24 protein-coding genes and 2 pseudogenes are annotated in these 17306 nt (G+C 42.7%); 13 read left to right on the top strand and 13 right to left on the bottom strand.

The genetic code is table 11. The features are described 5' to 3' along the window. From H6G83_RS35730 to H6G83_RS33110, 3 genes and pseudogenes are all read right to left on the bottom strand, one after another. A pseudogene (locus tag H6G83_RS35730) lies at nt 1–674 on the bottom strand (hypothetical protein); the annotation flags it as partial. Between the two features lie 22 nt (nt 675–696). Further along, nucleotides 697–1155, bottom strand: coding sequence for a DUF1392 family protein (locus H6G83_RS33115; protein ID WP_190480139.1), 459 nt, complete (start codon nt 1153–1155; stop codon nt 697–699). Nucleotides 1156–1218: 63 nt separating this feature from the next. After that, the gene (locus H6G83_RS33110) at nt 1219–2001 is read right to left on the bottom strand and encodes a hypothetical protein (RefSeq protein WP_190480128.1); all 783 of its coding nucleotides are present in this window, start codon (nt 1999–2001) and stop codon (nt 1219–1221) included. Between the two features lie 164 nt (nt 2002–2165). Between H6G83_RS33110 and H6G83_RS33105 the strand changes: the two genes are divergently transcribed. From H6G83_RS33105 to H6G83_RS33090, 4 genes are all read left to right on the top strand, one after another. After that, nucleotides 2166–2381, top strand: coding sequence for a helix-turn-helix domain-containing protein (locus H6G83_RS33105; RefSeq protein WP_313937694.1), 216 nt, complete (start codon nt 2166–2168; stop codon nt 2379–2381). A gap of 68 nt (nt 2382–2449) precedes the next feature. Next, a complete protein-coding gene (locus H6G83_RS35725) occupies nt 2450–3367 on the top strand; it encodes a hypothetical protein (protein WP_190480124.1) in 918 nt (305 codons plus the stop codon). A 54-nt stretch (nt 3368–3421) separates the two neighbouring features. Beyond that, on the top strand, nt 3422–3772 hold the full coding sequence (locus H6G83_RS33095) for a DUF5674 family protein (RefSeq protein WP_313937691.1): 351 nt from the start codon (nt 3422–3424) through the stop codon (nt 3770–3772). Then, nucleotides 3753–4109, top strand: a complete 357-nt coding sequence (locus H6G83_RS33090) for a hypothetical protein (RefSeq protein ID WP_190480123.1) — start codon at nt 3753–3755, stop codon at nt 4107–4109. The genes H6G83_RS33095 and H6G83_RS33090 overlap by 20 nt, the downstream gene beginning before the upstream one ends. A 155-nt stretch (nt 4110–4264) precedes the next feature. On the opposite strand, the gene H6G83_RS33085 is transcribed toward H6G83_RS33090, so the two are convergent. Continuing rightward, nucleotides 4265–4921, bottom strand: coding sequence for a cysteine hydrolase family protein (locus H6G83_RS33085; RefSeq protein ID WP_190480121.1), 657 nt, complete (start codon nt 4919–4921; stop codon nt 4265–4267). Nucleotides 4922–4930: 9 nt separating this feature from the next. Here H6G83_RS33085 and H6G83_RS33080 point away from each other — a divergent pair, with 9 nt between their 5' ends. Continuing rightward, a complete protein-coding gene (locus H6G83_RS33080) occupies nt 4931–5221 on the top strand; it encodes a hypothetical protein (protein WP_190480141.1) in 291 nt (96 codons plus the stop codon). Here the strand turns inward: H6G83_RS33080 and H6G83_RS33075 are convergent. Beyond that, nucleotides 5197–5784, bottom strand: coding sequence for an HAD family hydrolase (locus H6G83_RS33075; RefSeq protein WP_190480119.1), 588 nt, complete (start codon nt 5782–5784; stop codon nt 5197–5199). The two genes, H6G83_RS33080 and H6G83_RS33075, sit on opposite strands and share 25 nt — an antisense overlap. A 198-nt stretch (nt 5785–5982) precedes the next feature. Between H6G83_RS33075 and H6G83_RS33070 the strand changes: the two genes are divergently transcribed. Further along, nucleotides 5983–6153 carry a hypothetical protein gene (locus tag H6G83_RS33070; RefSeq protein ID WP_190480117.1) on the top strand — a complete coding sequence of 57 codons (171 nt, stop codon included), beginning with the start codon at nt 5983–5985 and terminating at the stop codon, nt 6151–6153. 479 nt (nt 6154–6632) lie between these two features. Continuing rightward, nucleotides 6633–6848: a hypothetical protein gene (locus H6G83_RS33065; RefSeq protein WP_199328675.1), complete on the top strand. Its 216-nt coding sequence runs from the start codon at nt 6633–6635 to the stop codon at nt 6846–6848. Between the two features lie 82 nt (nt 6849–6930). Here the strand turns inward: H6G83_RS33065 and vapC are convergent, their stop codons facing one another. The 3 genes from vapC to H6G83_RS33050 form a co-directional block, all read right to left on the bottom strand. Next, nucleotides 6931–7332, bottom strand: coding sequence for a type II toxin-antitoxin system VapC family toxin (gene vapC, locus H6G83_RS33060; RefSeq protein ID WP_190480113.1), 402 nt, complete (start codon nt 7330–7332; stop codon nt 6931–6933). After that, nucleotides 7329–7529: a type II toxin-antitoxin system VapB family antitoxin gene (locus tag H6G83_RS33055; protein WP_190480111.1), complete on the bottom strand. Its 201-nt coding sequence runs from the start codon at nt 7527–7529 to the stop codon at nt 7329–7331. The genes vapC and H6G83_RS33055 overlap by 4 nt, the downstream gene beginning before the upstream one ends. 65 nt (nt 7530–7594) lie before the next feature. After that, the gene (locus H6G83_RS33050) at nt 7595–7990 is read right to left on the bottom strand and encodes a hypothetical protein (RefSeq protein ID WP_390823378.1); all 396 of its coding nucleotides are present in this window, start codon (nt 7988–7990) and stop codon (nt 7595–7597) included. A gap of 65 nt (nt 7991–8055) precedes the next feature. Between H6G83_RS33050 and H6G83_RS33045 the strand changes: the two genes are divergently transcribed. Together H6G83_RS33045 and H6G83_RS33040 are read left to right on the top strand one after the other, a co-directional pair. After that, nucleotides 8056–8400, top strand: coding sequence for a hypothetical protein (locus H6G83_RS33045; RefSeq protein WP_190480110.1), 345 nt, complete (start codon nt 8056–8058; stop codon nt 8398–8400). Between the two features lie 68 nt (nt 8401–8468). Continuing rightward, nucleotides 8469–8873 carry a hypothetical protein gene (locus H6G83_RS33040; protein ID WP_190480108.1) on the top strand — a complete coding sequence of 135 codons (405 nt, stop codon included), beginning with the start codon at nt 8469–8471 and terminating at the stop codon, nt 8871–8873. 41 nt (nt 8874–8914) lie between these two features. Here H6G83_RS33040 and H6G83_RS33035 read toward each other — a convergent pair whose 3' ends face one another. Together H6G83_RS33035 and H6G83_RS33030 are read right to left on the bottom strand one after the other, a co-directional pair. Continuing rightward, on the bottom strand, nt 8915–9595 hold the full coding sequence (locus H6G83_RS33035) for a GIY-YIG nuclease family protein (RefSeq protein WP_313937685.1): 681 nt from the start codon (nt 9593–9595) through the stop codon (nt 8915–8917). 38 nt (nt 9596–9633) lie between these two features. Continuing rightward, nucleotides 9634–9990 (bottom strand): DUF1993 domain-containing protein, encoded by a 357-nt coding sequence (locus tag H6G83_RS33030; protein ID WP_313937696.1) that lies wholly within the window; start codon nt 9988–9990, stop codon nt 9634–9636. Between the two features lie 88 nt (nt 9991–10078). Between H6G83_RS33030 and H6G83_RS33025 the strand changes: the two genes are divergently transcribed. Together H6G83_RS33025 and H6G83_RS33020 are read left to right on the top strand one after the other, a co-directional pair. Beyond that, the gene (locus H6G83_RS33025) at nt 10079–10726 is read left to right on the top strand and encodes an IS607 family transposase (protein ID WP_190480106.1); all 648 of its coding nucleotides are present in this window, start codon (nt 10079–10081) and stop codon (nt 10724–10726) included. 67 nt (nt 10727–10793) lie between these two features. After that, nucleotides 10794–11981 carry an RNA-guided endonuclease InsQ/TnpB family protein gene (locus H6G83_RS33020; RefSeq protein ID WP_242044988.1) on the top strand — a complete coding sequence of 396 codons (1188 nt, stop codon included), beginning with the start codon at nt 10794–10796 and terminating at the stop codon, nt 11979–11981. 130 nt (nt 11982–12111) lie between these two features. On the opposite strand, the gene H6G83_RS33015 is transcribed toward H6G83_RS33020, so the two are convergent. Both H6G83_RS33015 and H6G83_RS33010 read right to left on the bottom strand, forming a co-directional pair. Beyond that, nucleotides 12112–12276: a DUF1993 family protein gene (locus H6G83_RS33015; protein ID WP_313937683.1), complete on the bottom strand. Its 165-nt coding sequence runs from the start codon at nt 12274–12276 to the stop codon at nt 12112–12114. A 158-nt stretch (nt 12277–12434) separates the two neighbouring features. Then, nucleotides 12435–13118: a class I SAM-dependent methyltransferase gene (locus H6G83_RS33010; protein WP_190480104.1), complete on the bottom strand. Its 684-nt coding sequence runs from the start codon at nt 13116–13118 to the stop codon at nt 12435–12437. Nucleotides 13119–13379: 261 nt separating this feature from the next. Here H6G83_RS33010 and H6G83_RS33005 point away from each other — a divergent pair, with 261 nt between their 5' ends. Further along, the gene (locus H6G83_RS33005) at nt 13380–13580 is read left to right on the top strand and encodes a hypothetical protein (protein ID WP_190480102.1); all 201 of its coding nucleotides are present in this window, start codon (nt 13380–13382) and stop codon (nt 13578–13580) included. A 768-nt stretch (nt 13581–14348) separates the two neighbouring features. After that, nucleotides 14349–16307, top strand: a complete 1959-nt coding sequence (locus tag H6G83_RS33000) for a pyridoxal phosphate-dependent decarboxylase family protein (RefSeq protein ID WP_190480100.1) — start codon at nt 14349–14351, stop codon at nt 16305–16307. Between the two features lie 316 nt (nt 16308–16623). Here the strand turns inward: H6G83_RS33000 and H6G83_RS35720 are convergent. Further along, nucleotides 16624–17306: pseudogene (locus H6G83_RS35720) on the bottom strand (plasmid replication protein, CyRepA1 family); the annotation flags it as partial.

The raw sequence follows: 17306 nt of genomic DNA, 5'->3' as shown, positions 1-17306 counted from the left end.
AGTCCAGCGTTGAGTAGCCATTTGTTAACGGCCCTAGCACTCATGCCCACTAATTCACCAATATCCGTAGCCCTGAGATATGCGTCTTCTGATGGGTTGGTTTGAGCGATCGCTGTTTTTAATCCATCAGCCGCCGGCTTGAGTGCGGGGTTGACAGCAGTAGCGGCGTTAACGGCTAACTGAGCGGTCAGAGATTTGTCTAAGCCAGCAAACTCACCGAGTAGAAGGGCTAACTGTGCAGCTTCTTGGGATGGGGCGATGGTTTTGGGTGGTTCTGGTTGTTGATTGGGAGAGTTCCAGCCTTTGAGATTTTGCATCCAAGCGCGGACACCGATGCCTTCAAACGCCTCACAAGCTAGTCTTGCTTGTTCGCTACACCTTTTGCCAGCTTCATAGCCATAATAATGAAGTATGGTAGCGACAGCTAAATCGGGGATGCCCGACTGTGACCAGCCTAAAATGTCAACACCTTCAAACCCTTTACGGATAAGCTTTTCAACCAATTTAGAGCGAGAAATGTCAACAGCAGTTTTGAGACTTCTAAATAGTCCAGCCGCATCTACATCTGCTAGTCTTGCTGTTGCACGAAGGCTAGCCCTACCCAGTCCGTTGGAATCAACAGTGATTTCAAGCTTTATTTGTTCAATGATTTGAGATACTTCTATTTGTGACATGGTAGTTGCTCCAAGTTAAAAATTAAAGATAAACTCGGACTAAATCTGTTTCGCTCACCAAGGGAAAACGGATTGGTGAACCTAGTGCTTCTAACAAATCAGGGGACTTGATTTCGATAACGTAAAACCAACTGTCATTCACCAGGACAACACCCAACACCAAGCGCTGTTTCGTGGCGTGGCTGCTGAACTGAAGTAGAACGCGATCGCCAAGTGCAAACACTGGTTTGTCTAACTTGACAGCCTGTACCCGTCCAGTACCAAGAATTTCGTCTTTGGAGAGATGGGCAATAGTGCGTTCGCTGTATACTGCATAAACTAACTGGTCATCCTGCCACACCACGCCACAGCAGTAACCAAAGGTTCCAGTAGCTGTGATGTACACTCGTTCCCATAGTTGGACTTCAACGTTTGGCAATTGTTTACCCCAGGAAGGGGACAAGTACCAGCATCGTTCTAAAGCAGAGATTACACAGGACATGATTGTTATTTCACCCATTAGAAGTTGAGAAGTAGAGTCTCGCCCTACTCCCGAACGGCTTATTTACGCTGCAACTAAATCTTGCGTGACAAACAACTGCCCCCACTGGTGAGGCTTCATCTGTTCAAGCGGGTAATACTGCAAAAATTCATCGGTGTTTGAAGGGTTAGCAGTTGATAACCACCAAACGGCATCTACGGCGCACTCGCACATTACTCGCTCTCGACTGTCAGCACGGATAGCCCACAAAATACCCCGGCGAAGTAATACCTCGCCCAGCTTGTCACCGTCTCGGTAGATGTGGCGATCGCCTATCAGTTCCAAACCGCGTTTCTCGCATTCAGTGGCTACCTCGGACATAACTTCATTACCAGCGCTTGTCTCTGTTGCGTTCTGTTCTTGCACTGGTAACGTGCCGTCTAGATATTTCCAGTTGATGAAGCGATCGCACAACTCCGGGGTATAGTGTCTGTGAATCTCCTGCCCATTGACCATCACCACCCATCTCTGGGTTACGAAGTCTTCGCTGTCATATGTAATGGTGGCTATCAATTTGCCGCCGGCGTAATATTCTTGTTCGTAGAAGGATATTTCTTTTACTGTCAGGCTTTTGGGTGCTACAGCTTGGGCTTGGTTGGCGATTTGTGCTTGCGCTTGTTGGTCGAGGGCAAGAGGGGCGATTTTGTAGAGGTGTCGGGTTTGGTGTTGAGCGATCGCAGCAATCCACGCATCCTTGCGTCGTCTGTCTCTTACTACGATTTTGCAGCCGATTTCGCTGTAGATTTGTTTGAGCCGCGCAATTGATTTGCGTTCCAGGGATTGTTGAGAATACCGTGGGTAGGTCATAATTGATGAGTTCTGTTAATGGACTAGGAAAGCACTTCGGATTGGTCGTCAGGGGTGCTTTTTCTATACTTATTATGCGTGAACTTTTTCACGCTGTCAACTTTTTCACATGAAGAAAAGCATGGTAAGATAATGCTATGAATTAGTGCATGGGAGAAATTTTCGTGTCTAGGATCGCAAAACTCAGAGAAGAAAAACAATTGACTCAACGGCAAATTGCTGAAGCATTAGGGCTTGATGTCTCTACTGTTCGTAATTGGGAAAAAAGCCGAGATGGAGTCAAAATGTTTGTTCGTGTCGCCAAACTCTGTGAATTACTTGATTGTCAGCCAAAAGACCTCTACGAATCTGTGGAGCCTGAAGAGGATGCTGAACCTTAAGCACGCTAATTTTCTGAGTTTATTTAAGTGCTTAGAGCAAATACTACTCAGTTAAAAGAGGTAGGCGCATGAACACCCCACCCCGTAAGCGCAAAGCCACCTCTGCGTCATCTATCAATCCAGAAATCTCAACAGAAGATCCCGCCTCAGCAACGATTGACGTGGCGGCGGTTGAAGTACCTGAACTCACCGCAGAAGAACAGAGCGATCGCCTACACCTTGAGCGCAAGGTGGAAAGGGCGTTCTTTGAGGCGGGGAAAGCGCTCTCCGAATTACGCGATCGCCGGCTGTACCGTTCTACTCATCGCACGTTTGAGGAATACTGTCGTGATAGATTTGGTCACAGTCGCCAAAAGTCCAATTACTTGATTGCAGCAGCCCAAGTCTACGAAAATTTGACAACAAATTGTTGTCAAAATTCTGAAGTTGAAGATTTGACAACAAACGGGACACAAATCCTACCGACCAGTGAAGGGCAAGTCAGACCCATGACTAAACTAGAACCGCAGGAGCAACAGCAAGCATGGCAAATTGCGGTGGAAGAAGCTGGTGGTAAAGCGCCATCTGGTCGTGTTGTCAAAGATGTAGTGCAGCGAATAATGGAACGCACTCAAGTACCCAACAGCTACCAAATCGGGGAAGTGTGTCGAATCCTTGTCAAAGACAACCCCGAACTTAGAGGCATGGGCGGCTGTTGGGGGATTGTGACTTACGTGGGCGAGTTTAGCTGCACCGTCAGAACTTGGAATGGTGAACTGACGGTTGGGGTGCAGCATTTGAAGTCTTGCGAATATTTACCTGCGGAGTGTGAGCAGGTGGGAGCTTTGTGCGATGGCGTTCCGCCCAGCTTCGCTGATCGCATTAGTCGGGTGTACTCCACTAAGCTAGAGGAGTCGGTGCAGAAGTTTTTGGAGTCGCCCTTGGAAGCTGAATCGGGTTTACTTGACCCAGTTAGAGGAAAAAGTGTTGAGTTTGTTGGAAGCTGAGGTTAGAGACTAATGCAACAATGCTGTGAGTAATCTATTGCAGTGAGAGTGATTGTGGTACTGATTATCAAGCAAAGAGCAACATTAGAAGAATTTCATCAAATGCTGCAAACTTTGGAACTATATATCAAAATAGCAGTAGACATAGAAAGAGGAATTTTAGCTGGGGGAGGAGACAAACACGCATATTGTGAAGCGGCATTGCTTGAAGATGGTAGTAGACAACAGGATATTTGGGGAGCAGACTGGATTCCTTATGATCAATCAATTGCTTATGAGTCGATTATCAACATCCGCCCCAGCCAGAATAATCGCTCAATGCTAATTCAAGACCCAGCCATTCGAGAATGTGTAAAACAAATTGCTCAGGAGCTAATAGGTGGATATGAGCCAGAAATTGGATGAAAAACAAGCAAGGTTTCAAAGCGAAAATACATCAAATCGCTTAGGGCATATAGCATCTAATTTAGCTAGGTTGAGAACATTTTGTAACACTGCTTACCCTGAAGCTGTTAAGAGTGTAGCAGATGAAACTATATGTTTTATTGAATGGACAGCAGCAGAAATTGAACCGGAATATGCCGAGGAATTGGTGAACATTCAAGTTCAACTGGCAAGGTGGAAATTAAAGTTTGATAGTCTTTGGTCTGAGGAGAGCGAACGCACCAATATGTCTGAGCAAGCTAGTGTTTGGTCAGGGCGAGTATTAGATATGTCAGGGTTATTGTCCGAATCTGCCTGAATCTGCCATTGCTGACAAAATCTCAGGTAACATTCAACAAAAACCTGAGATTGCGTGATGTGGTTGATAATCGCAGACATAGCTTAGGCGCTACTATTGCACTAACACCTACAGAGTGCGATCGCATAATTTATATTGTGATTGAGCAACACCTTTTATTTTGTTGCAAGTCCCAAAGACAAAATTGTAGGTAATTCGCTCAAAGAAATCACATATTTCTCGCCAATATTGCGTTTCAATATTTTAATAGCTGCTTCATGATATTCCTGCCCACCGCTAGAAGCACAGGCATCTGATACTACAAATGTTTCAAATCCAGCATCAAATAGTCCCAAAGCCGTAGCCATCACACAAGCATCTGTATCAACCCCACACACTGCAACAGTAGTAATAGCGTCTGTTTGCAGAGCTTGGAGTAGGGCAGGTGACATCGGAGAATATGAAGGCTTATCAAACGTTTTGCTGACAACCCCAATCAAGGCGGGAGAAAGCTCTGTTTCCTGTGCTGATACCATCTGGTTCCAGTTTACTTGACGTGAGAAATTAGGATTGCGGTTAAAAAAGCGAGTTGCCCAAACTTGATGAAACTGACTGGCATGAGCAACCACCTTTGGCACAACTGCAAGACATTCAGGTGTAATCAAAAAGCCATTTTGTAAATCTACCGCTAACAAAATCCTTTTATGTTGGCTCCCTGAAGTAGACTGTGCCTGCGCCTTTTTCTCACAGCCAAGTTGGACAGATGGCAATGTTTCTGTCAAAGTAATAGCACCGTAAAAGACAGTTCTTTTATTAATTCTATTTTCTAACATACAAAGCTTGTGAGATTGCCAGCTTGTGGAACTGTGGCTGTTTTGAGGGAAGTTAAAGGTAGTGTAACTTACATCGTTGGGCTGAAGCACATCAAGTCCTACGATTATCTGAGCGCGGAATGTCAGCAGATGCTCTCGATCTGCGATCGCCTAGCACGGTTGTTCCCTAGCGAGGACTTAGAAGAGGCGGCCCGTGCTATGTTGAAATATCTGGGGGAGTTGAAGCGACCGTATTTAACCCCAATGGAACAAAAACTATTAAGATTGATAGAGTTTTATATTTTGGGGACAAATGAATAAACACTCAAGCTCTGCATCTTGGCTTGATCAGCAGCTTCAATACCTGCTTGAGAATCTTCAATTACTAAGCATTTAGATGGTGCAATTCTCATCCTGTCAGCAACCAATAAAAAAGGTTCTGGATTTGGCTTGCCTAACTGAACATCTTCACCGGTGACAATTTCTTCAAAGTATTCAGATAAACCTAGACTGCGAATAACGTAATTAACAGAAATAGCTGAACCACTGGAGACAACTGCAAGACGGTAACAACGACTCAGTAAGGGAACTAAACGAGCTGAGGCTAATGGGCGTAGTTGCTCCGAAGAAAATAAGTCAAACATAATTTCCTTCTTGCGCTGATGCAATTGAAGCCAGTCACCACTGTAGTTTTGTCCATCAAGTAATTTTTTTAATGTTTCACTGGCTTTACCACCAGAACAGCTATAGAAAAAGTCGCGCTCTAATGTTAGCCCAACTTCGTTGAATGCTCGTTTATAAGCTTCATAATGCAAAGGCATTGTATCAGCTAATACCCCATCGCAGTCAAAAATCACTGCTTCAATATCGTTGTTAAATTCCATAGTTCTCTAGGGTTGTCCAAAAATAGTGAACAATATCTTTTTTGCAATCAAGTCTCATGAATAGCTTGGTTTTTAGCAGCATTATTGATTGATGAAGTTGATTTTACCTCAAGTTAAGACATAGTTTAATAACTTACACTCAGCACTGACCAAGGAAATTCAGTCCCCAGGATGTGAGCAGATTCGCTCTTGTGTGCAATGGCGCAAAGCGCTCTTGGCGTAGCTGGTTGCCTTTCACGGATGTACTCCAGTGAGCGCTTGGGAGTCGGTACAGAAGTTTTTGGAGTCGAAGAGGAAGCTGAAGCGGGCTTATCAGACCAGTTGGAGGAAAAGGTGTTGAGTGTGCTGGAGTCAGAAGCTAGCGGCTGAGGCAATTATCACGGAAATTAGAAAGTGTGATTCTTTCCATCCTTAGAAGAAAAGTAAAAAGTGCGATCGCCGTTCGCGTAGTGTCTCGTAGAGAAGGCTTAAGGTTTGTTTATCGCTCATAAAGATATTTAGTCATTGAGGCTTTGTCCATCAGACTTTTCAATCATGGAAATGTGATAAAGATAAAAAAAAATAAGTTCAGTAAAGCTACAGCATTGGTACAACGTTAGCCTTCAGTGTTTACTCTGGTAATTACCTTATCTACCCTGGTAGCTGCTTTACTCTGCACGTTTATTTTGCCTATATTTCATTTGAGTTATGCAAAACCTATTGAAACATACACAGAATTTCAACAGCAGATAATAGTAGTTTTTGGGATTTTGTGGTTAATGACTGGAGCGCTGATCTACCAGATTGATTACTTAGTTAGAAAGCATCTAATATCTGTATATTCTAGTAAGGCAATATGAAAACTCGTGATGCCGTGGGATTTTAGGCGAGGCAAGAAAAATACTGCGCCTACTACAGAGCGATCGCAGCAACAACAGTGCGACCCTTCTTACCCAGATTTTTGCATTCCGCCGAACTCACCAGATTTAGATTGTCCTGATATACCTTACCGCAGATTTAGGGTGAATCAGCCAGATCCGCATGGGTTTGATAGGGATAGGGATGGGATTGGGTGTGAACGGTAATTATTAAATTTATAAATTTGATTCAGTAAGGAGCGTGAGTTTATACAATCTCATCTGCAACAGTGCGATTGCTCATTTCTGATTAATCCAGTAAATTCACCCTAATATATGCTTGAAAATTCCTAAAATCTTGATCAGTTGTCAGTATATACCAACTACGACGATGAGCTACTGCACACAATAAGAAATCAGTATTAGCTCCTTGGATGCCATTGGTGCGACAGGTATTGTAAAATTCAGCAGCTAATTCATAGTCTTCGGTAGTTAACGGTAAATCAGGAAAAGCACGAAGCGAATCTTTAAGCCTAGTAAACTGTTCACTAGAACGAATACCTGAAAGCACTTCTTGTCTGACAGCACCTAGTAAGACGACTTGATCATCTGCAATTAACTCACGTAACCGTTGAACCACAGGTAGAGCCTGTTGTGGGGTATTTCGCCGTAACGCTAACGACCACACAGAAGTATCTACAATAACTTTCATTCCTGATGTCGCTGCTGTTTGTAATTGTAATCATCCTCATAGTCAATTGTGCCAAACAAATCCAGTATTTTCATCTGCTGACGGCGTTGTACATATTCACGCAGAGCTTGTTCAACCACATCATGTTCGTTTTGCTGGTTACTCAGAGCTAGAGCTTCTTGAATTAAAGCCTCATCGATTTGAAGATTAACTGTCATGCAATTTAATATCAATTGATTCTTTTATTATAAAGATGAAGCAGAAAAACCCAGGTTGAAGTTTTCTACACAGTATCATCCATCCACCCGCAAACCCCACAATCCCAATGCACCCGTGCTGTGTAATCACACTCATACTTAGCCCCACACCGGGGGCAAAACCCAGTAAACATCGGATGCCAATCAAGTAACTCTAACTGTTGCTCTTGTGTCCATCTTTGGCGAGGCTGTAGAATTAACTCGCCGTTGTAATAGGTTGCTCCATCTGGTTGCCAAAGTTCTTCTGCTTGAGTATTGGGGTCAAGTCGAAAGTCTATGCAGCGATCGCCGTCTGGCCCGGTGGGATGAACGGTACAGACTAGGTGCGGGTCATAAGAGTACATGAGGCAGCGATCGCAGTCAGGTATTTTCGGCATATTATTAGTTATATACCAAGCTTTTAAATTTAAGAATAGCTGCATTGATCCCAATAAGAGTCTACAGTTTGAGGCGAAAAAATTCCTTTTGCTAGAGAGTTCAATCAATCATGTATGGAGCAGAAACCACTAAAAAACTGCCATATCATGTCTTTGATGGTGGCATATCTGTTTGCAAAGAAAGCCACGACGAGGAAGGAGACTGGTATCCACCGTTTATCCTGCCCTACTTTTGGAAAAATAATGCACTTTGGGTAAGCCGTTCCTTACCAGAATTGGGTTATGAAAAATCAATTCCGATTAATTCAAATACAAGATTTCCTAAGCATACTGATTTTTTCATAGTTTTAGGAGTAGTATTGTGTGGTTATGCCAAGGTAGACGGTTATATGCCAGTATTTCTCGAAGAACTTCAAGGGGATGAAGCGATACTTTGGCGGTTGTGGGATGGCTAATTTTTGGATTTGGAAAGGACAGCATTATGATTTAGAGCAATTTCTACTACTCAGGAGCGCAGAGCGGCATGACATCAACCACCAGAACAATTACGATTAACGTGCAGGCTGACGAGAAGAATCAGTATATTTGTCAGCTATTGTCCCCTATTGAGTCAAGCCCAAATGAAATTCGCAGCTGTGGACAAAGTGAAGAACACGCCATAGCTATTGCATTGGAGCAGTTAGCCAGCCAATATCGTCAGATTGCCGAGGAGTGCCAAAATATCGACTGGGAAACAGTAGAACGTTCTTCTACGGGAGAGCCAATCCAAAAGCGTTACCATGTAATTTTGCATTATGAACGCATAAGAAAAGCCGAATCTAAATTTGATGCTTTGCAAGACACACTGCTAGGAAATACAGTGGTTGAAAACGCCAAAGTTAACTTAATTGAGATTGATGAAAATCTGCCAATCCAGCTTCTAGATTGATAACCTAATCATTTTCTAGTTTGCTCAGAAAACCAGAGGTCTTACTTAAACGGTTGCCCCCACAAATCCCAGTTTTCTTTGTTGAACGGCGATCGCCACTTCACTATCAGACTCAACTCTAACTGTTGCCTCGCTCGTCGCTCAACTGGGGCATCCCACCAAAAAGCAGCATTGACGGCTTTTGGCAAACCATACTTATAATGCAAATCCTGGTAGCTGGCAATATAGTCTTTGCAATCGTGTATGCCCTTCCAACGTTTGTTACTTCTCATCGTTTCCCCCACGTACAACACTAGCCCAGCCGCCGAATCAATGATGAAATACAGGCAAGCTTCACCAGGGCTATCAGCAGGGGTGCAATAGAACGACATTGGTACAAGCTGTAGGGTTAATGGGTCAATTGCCTCCGGGTCACAATGCGTTGGTGTCAGGTCAAACAGTGTGGCTTGCTGAGGTGATTGGTTTGCCCTTACCCGTTGCTGATGGGTCAGTATGCGCGATTTCCACTCTTGTAAAACATCAGCACTCATCAGCAGAGTGTCTGCTTTACTGCCGTAGCTGGGCGTAATTGTGTTGTTGGCGAAGAGGTTGAGTTGTTGGGGTTCCAATGGCTTGGGCTGAATGCGACCAGAGTCATGATAAGGCATCACAACACCGAGATAATAGTGGTAATGGAGCAACCGCCTCAAGAATAGCGATCGTTTCGCTAATCGATTTGGCATCAGCAACTAAAAAGCATTCACCTGAAAGACCACATACTTTAAATTTGACCAAGGAAGTCACGTTTACCAAGTTCTACGCCGCAGTGCCTGAGAATGTCATAGGCAGTTGTGACATGGAAATAAAGGTTTGGTAAAACAAAGTAGAGGAGAAACTGCATTCCTTGAAAGGATAAGGTGTTGTCACGCATTTGTAGAGTAATTGTTCTTTCTTCTGAACCATTAATTTGTTCAGGTTGAAATGTATTGAGATGTGAAATGGTCTTTTGAATGCGTTCAATCAGTTGCTCAAAGGTTGTTTCATTATCCTTAAACTGGGGTGCTTCTGTACCAGCCAGCCGTGCTGCACCTCTATTTACAATGTCACAGGCGATTTGTACTTGCCGTGATAAGGGGATGAAACTGTAAGCTAAAATCTACCCAGATGTAAACAAAATTACCGAAATGTACACATAATAGAGTGTATACAGTTATGTAACTTCTATTATGGAATCTAATGAAGTGACTATTTCCATCGGTGACGCTGCCGCATTGCTTGGCGTGTCGGTCAAGACTGTTAGACGGTGGGCGGATGCAGGGAAGCTTAAATACGAGAGAACGCCCACAGGTCATAGAAGATTTTTCATATCAGATATCAAGAAAATAACACCTAGAGACATTAGCAAGTTAGAAGAGAGAATAACAATCAATTATGCGCGTGTTTCTAGCCATGACCAAAAAGAAGATTTAACCAGACAAATACAGGTTTTAGAGGCTTTTAGCTCTGCTAATGGTTGGCAGTTTGAAACTATTTCTGATTTAGGTTCGGGCTTAAATTATCAGAAAAAAGGTCTTCAAAAGCTGCTAAAACGCATCATGCAAGGTGATATTGGTAGGTTGGTTTTGACTCATAAAGACAGACTTTTAAGGTTTGGATCAGAGCTAGTTTTTGCAATGTGTGAAGAATTTGAAACGGAAGTAGTAATTATCAATAAATCCAGTGATGAGGTCAGCTTTGAGCAAGAATTAGTTACTGACATGATTGAGCTAATTACAGTGTTTTCAGCAAGGCTATACGGTTCTCGCAGTCGTAAAAACAAAAATTTGCTTGATAATGTAGCCAAAGCTGTACAAGACGCTGAAAAACTTTCCTAAAATTGTTGTAACTAGGTAGATTTGGGTATATATTTAAAGAATAATCAAAAACATTGGAGGTCGAGCGATGTTACTTAGTTTCAAAACGGCATTGATACCAAATAACAAGCAACAAACATCATTTAAAAAAGCTTGTGGTGTAGCGCGTCATGCTTATAATTGGGCGAATGCTCACATTAAAGAAGTGTTAGAACTTCGCGCTTGTGACAAATCTATCAAGATTCCATCGGCAATTGATTTGCACAAAAAGTTGATAGAAACGGTTAAATCTGTTAATGATTGGTATTACGAAACTAACAAAAATGTACCACAAAAAGCATTAGCAGATTTACGCCAAGCTTGGGATAGATGTTTTAAAAAGGTATCAAAACAACCCAGATTCAAAAAGAAAGGTCAGCGTGATTCTTTCTATTTGGAGGCGGGTACTAAAGCCAAGCCAATGATTAAAAATGATGGTAAGCGCGTTAAATTACCATCTATTGGCTGGGTAAAATTAGCTGAACCATTACCAGTTACAGCTATTCATAATTGCGTCATTTCACGCCAAGCTAACAGATGGTTTATTGCCATCAAATATGAGATTGAAAAACCATCTGTTGAGTCTGATAGACCTATCGTAGGCGTTGATATTGGTATCAAAGAATTAGCTGTAACTAGCAATGGTAAAGTGTTCAAAAATCCCAAAGCTTACAAACGCATGAATAAGCGTATGAAGCGTTTACAGCGTAGTGTTAGCCGAAAGGTAAAAGGCTCTAAAAATAGAGCCAAAGCTGTTAAAAAACTAGGTAAGATACACGCCACAGTCAGCAATATTCGCAAAGATGCAATACACAAATTGACCCACTATTTAGCTAAAAACCACAGCGAGATAAAAATAGAGGATTTGTCAATCAAGGCATTTTTAAAAAATCATAAGTTAGCTGGTGCTATTGCTGATTGTGGTATATATGAGTTCAAACGTCAGTTAGAGTACAAAACAGAGAAATTCTCTAGCAAATTAACGCTAGTTGATAGGATGTTTCCTAGTTCTCAGATTTGCTCTAATTGTGGTCAGCATCGTCATAAGATGCCGTTGAAAAATCGCGTTTACATCTGTCCTGATTGTGGTCACACGGAGGACAGAGATTTAAACGCATCAAAAAATCTAGAGCGTTGGTTTGATGGAATCTATATTCCAAAATGCTCAGATTTGGTGAGCCAGTGCGGTCTTGGGGTTTCCCTAAGTAGAGCAACTGGCGAACCCGAAGGGCGGTAAGCTCTACCGTGTCAGCTTGCGAAGTGGACAAACCTCTTAGGAGTCATCCTAAGACCACGATGAAACAGGAAGTTAACACCAAAATTTCTAATGTCCAGTTAAGTCTAGACTTGGGTATTTTTGGGTAGGTTTAACAGAGCGGAAACATATCTGGGTATAAACGGCTATTGAGCAATACAGAAGGCTCTATCTTTTTGGTTTCTGCATATTTAGCACCTTTTTCCAAAATACCTATGAGATTATTGAGTGCGTGAACAGAAACAGGGATTGCAGCTTGATACATTGAAATAGTCATTAATATTTCTCCATGAAATGTTAAATGCTTTTGATGTGTCTAATTGAAGTAACTTTGAGACTTTCTAGTATAATGCAGTCTTGAATTTAAAATGAAATTAAGCTCTCATTAATCCTATTTTGTGAAAAAATGAGTTGCTTTGATTTTTCCAACTGAAATTAAACTAGCGATGACCTTTGATATTCAATCCGAACTTGCTTAATATTAAATCGCTCAGACTCTTGAAATACAATCTTTTCTACAGGTTGTAATCCTAAACTTTCAAAGTGAGCGAGTTCCGACTCTGATAACGGCCAAGGTGGGCCACAGGGTTCAGCGTCTGTATCTCGAACATAAGAAATTAACAAAAGTGTACCGCTAGGAGCCACAACAGAAGCAACACAGGAAATAGCTGTATAACGAATATTTAATGGCAAAGCTTGAATGTTACGACACTCGAACACAAAGTCAAACCCAAGCTGCCATTGTGCTGAGAGGGCAAATAAATCTGCAACTACGTAGTTGACCAAAGAATTAGGAAATCGTTGCTGACACCAAGTGATTGCAGTTGGAGAAATATCAAAAGCCGTGACATCAAAACCTAGTTCTGCTAAAGCTTCAGCATCATCGCCTAAACCGCAACCGATGATTAATGCTTTTTGCCCCAGAACAAACGGTTGATAATGAGCCAACCATTTTTGTAAACAAGGGTGGGGAGCTAACTTAGCCCAAGGAATTTGTGTTGCGTCACCTTGAGCTTGGGCATATAAAACTTCAAACCATGCGGATGGCTGTTGTTTTTGTAGTGCTTGGTCAGCTAACTGTTGAACATGAAGTTGTAAATTTTGAGGTTGTTCAGACATAAAACTAGCATTAACGGCAATACATAAATTAGCAACATTTTTAACAATAATGACTTAGTATAACTGGTGTTGCGCTGCCGTTTTATTAAGGTTTTTAGCGATGATTATACACCGAACTAATTGATAGGGTTAACTACATCAGCCAAGCCAGTATCATTTAGGGCGATCTCTACTACTTATTCTGACTGTAGGTATAGGTTTTTGCTGATAGATGAGCAGAACATAGTTACAAGCAAACCTTAACCCGTGATCTAAGTATTTATGAATACAAAAGCTGTGGACAAATCCAGTTCTGGGATGAATCATGAAGACTGGCTTAACATAGGAAAATCTGATGCTTGGGCGGGAAAACCTAAAGCACCGCCAGAGCATGATACTCAAGCGGCGAGTATGTATGAACTCGGTTACAGTGAAGGGAAGATTGAAAATCCGCCAACCCAAACTCCAAAGACTCCTCAGTAATCAAAAATTGGCATCGCTCACACAGTATTAGGACTTACGCAGAAAAACGAAAAATCAAGGGTTTGGGCAAGGGTGTAGGGGTATAGCGCAAAGTCTCTTGCGAGGCTTCCTCCGATCAGAACTTTGTAAGAGAGGGGTATAGGGGTGTAAATCTTTAAAACCCTTACACCTTACACCCTTACCCCCCTACACCCTGTCTCAACAGATAACCTTGGTGCGTAAGTCCTGAGTATAATTCAGTCGCAAACAGGGCAGTTCCAATCCCACCAGAAGGCGGCGTTGACGGCTTTTGGCAAACCATACTTATAATGCAAATCTTGGTAACTAGCAATGTAATCCTTATATTTTTAATAACATTTGTTTTTTTATTTTTTAAGTTAATTGTTGGAAATTATGATGAAATAATAATTAAAATTAATAAATATTCTCGTCAAAGAATTTGTCCAAAATTTGGTCGGTAAAGATGTAAATTTTTGTAAGATAACTGATTGAAATTTTCAGACTATTAATTTAGAATTTTTTGATACAGCAAACAGCTTGACTTATGTCATCAGAAAAAATTTAAACAAAGTTCTCCATCTTAAAAAAGGCTTTATAACTTGCTCCTTAACATAAGTTAATAAAGCAATAAAAATAAAAGTTACACATAAGTAACGGTAAATAAAACCTAGAAAATAAGGTGGAATGAATTTTTGCTGATCAAAAGGTCAAATGTATGATGGATCACCTTGGGTGAGTGTTCAACCACAATCAAATGGAGTCAAACTCATGGTTTCTAAATTTGCCAGCCATTGGAATAAAGATGGTAGTGTCCAAGCCAGCGCTCCACGTTGGGCAGCTTTGCGGTCTGATATGCGAAACGCCTTTCCTACCTACTATTCCACAGACTCCTCAGACCCTTTTGCGGATATGCTTCACCAAGCAATTCGTTATCTTGATCAACTCAAGCCGCCCCAGCCGCAATTATCAGCCTCAGAAACTCCAGGTTATTTAGGTGGAGATCCTAGTGGGCCACATTATGGCAATGTCACCCAAACTAAGCTAGGGGACAAGATGTCCTCAATAGCAGATGTATTAAAACAAGCCGCCGATTTGTTTAAGGGAATGCCTAACTGGAATCATCCTCTGGTGATGGCAAACGTCATCCCACCGGCGAACACTGCCGCCATCATTGCGGCGATGATGACTCAGGTTTTCAGCCCCAACATTATCGAAGGAGAGTATTCCTGGGATATAGAACGCACAGAAATGGAAGCCTCGGCAATCTTGGCAGATTTGATTGGTTGGCCGACTCAGGAAGCAGGAGGTCTGTTCACTTTTGGCGGATCTGGCTGCTATCTTTATGGTATAAAATACGCCCTGACCAGTTGTTTAGGTATGGATTCCCGTTGTTCAGGCATTCGCACCGATGCCAAGGTACTGGTGTCTCAACAGGGACACTATTGCAAAATGAACTCCACAGACTGGACAGGTTTGGGGATGGAAAACTTCATCGATATTGACACTGATGATGTTACCAATGCAATGGATTTTAGTCACCTAGAACAAGTGATGCGCTCACTTCATGCTGAGGGTACACCCATTGCGGCGATCGTTTGTACTATGGGAACAACAGATGCCTTTGCTGTAGACCCCATCGATAAAGTACGAGCTTTAGTGGATGAGCTTTATCCTCTGTCCAAGCATCCCGATGGTATTGGGCGACCCCTAATCTATGCTGATGCAGTAATTGGCTGGTCTTGGCTCACCTTCAAAGGATATAACTTTAGAGTAAATCCTTTGAATTTTACCCTAAAGGTTTTGGACGATATCCAGAAAAATTACGATGCCATCAGTAAAATTGTTCATGCCGATGCGATTGGTTGTGACTTCCATAAGACAGGCTGGGCGACCTACAATTGCAGTGTGGTGATGGTTCGCAATCTACATAAGTTTCAAGAACTCCTGAGTCGTCCTGGTTCGGCTTATCTTCAAGCTCGGACTTGCTACAACCCTGGACTCTACACTTTGGAAGTGTCCCGCTCTGGTTCTTATTCAATGGCAGCTTGGGCAACACTCAAATTTTTCGGGTATGAGGGATTTCGCTCAATTCTAGGAGGCATTCTGGAAATACAGCATTACCTGCGTGATCAAGTGATTGCTAAAGAGCCAACAGTAGTTTGTGTAAACGCAGCAGACTCAGGCTTTGTTACCTTATTTCGTGTGTATAAAAAAGGAGTGGATGCCAAAGTCCAGTATGAACGAGAATTGACCGAGCCGGCAGCTAGAGAAGAACTCAAAGCCAATAACACATTGCAGCAACAGATTGCGGATATGCTTTGGCAATGGCATCGGGATGGTCAGTTGCATGAAGGAGGTTATGCTCCTTACATCAGTTATACCAGTGGCTTTCGTCCTACAAACTATGCCGATGAAACAGAACCGGAATTTATCTATGCAGTCAAGGCGTTCCCTATGAATGTCAACATTACTCCAGAGGTGATGGATGAACTAATACGATTGGTGTTAGTAGCAAGAGATGCAATCGAAGCAGGTCAACTTCCCCAACCCAATGATAATGCGGGAAATTGTCCAGTGCCTTACTCTGAGTTCTCTACTATTACACCCCTTGAATGTGCTTCCGACGAGGCTGGTGCAGGAGGCGCTACTTCTGATAACTTACTTTCGGGAATTGGGCGACAGTCTCTAGGAGCGCTGAAGCGACGTTCACAACGTCGTAGTAGGTAGTCTAGTAATTCGCCAAGTCAACTTTGCTCCTAATAAAGTGGGGGAGTAGAGGAAGTAAAAATTATTAACAACAAAGCCTTCCTCAACTTCCTCAGCATCTAGACCGAATCAACATTTTTAAAAACAATCCAACAAATCAATCACCAAGCCCCGTTGGGGCGCTTTGTAGGGTGTAGGCTGAGTGGGTGTAGGGGAAGAAAAAGCCCCAACAACCCGCATCGTCTGAAGCCTCGTTTTCTTTAAGGCGCTTGTGTTGGGAGAGGTCTGAATCCTCTTCCAACACCGTTTTCCCTACACCCTACACCCTACACCCTGTTCAACCCATCCACTGCACCCATTCAGGCGCAGCCGCAGTCAACTCCTCAAACATCTGCGGCGCTTGTTTATCAATCGCCATCATCACGCCCCAACGCTCGTCTGAAGTAAGGGTACTGAGGAACTGTTTGACCGAATTCACCCCATAAGCTACCCGTTCAATCGCCAGTTGGGCATAATCTTGTACCTGCCTCCACCAAGAATCAACTGCATTGTCTTGTCCGCCATCCCCCAAACTATGACCTTCATCTTGATTAATGGGGAGAGTGGATAGTGGTGATGTGTCATGGACTGATATTGTTATATCTATATTATTGGTGACTGACACCGATTCACAATTTGATTGTTCATCCCGGCTAAACCACTTCTTAAAAATCGTATCACGCCCATCATCAGCAGCCACAAACTTGTAGACGCTCTCCCGCTTCCCCCTCGCCCCCAACCTTCCCACATAAGACAGCCGCAAATCAATCTTGCCGAGTAATTTCTGCGCGATCGCCACCGGACTCAACGTCTCGCTAACAGTCACATTCAGGTAGTTCTTGATAACGTGCCTGTTCTCAAGAGCGATCGCCTTAAACTCCTGCATCGCCTCGTCAGAACCCCTAACCTGCTTATCAGTCTGGAGGAACTGCAACAAATTCAACTTTTCCAATAACTGCACGGACGATATCAATTGCCCCT

This window comes from Anabaena azotica FACHB-119 (assembly GCF_014697625.1).
Lineage (GTDB): Bacteria > Cyanobacteriota > Cyanobacteriia > Cyanobacteriales > Nostocaceae > Trichormus > Trichormus azoticus_A.
This window is presented reverse-complemented; position numbering and strand designations above follow the sequence as displayed.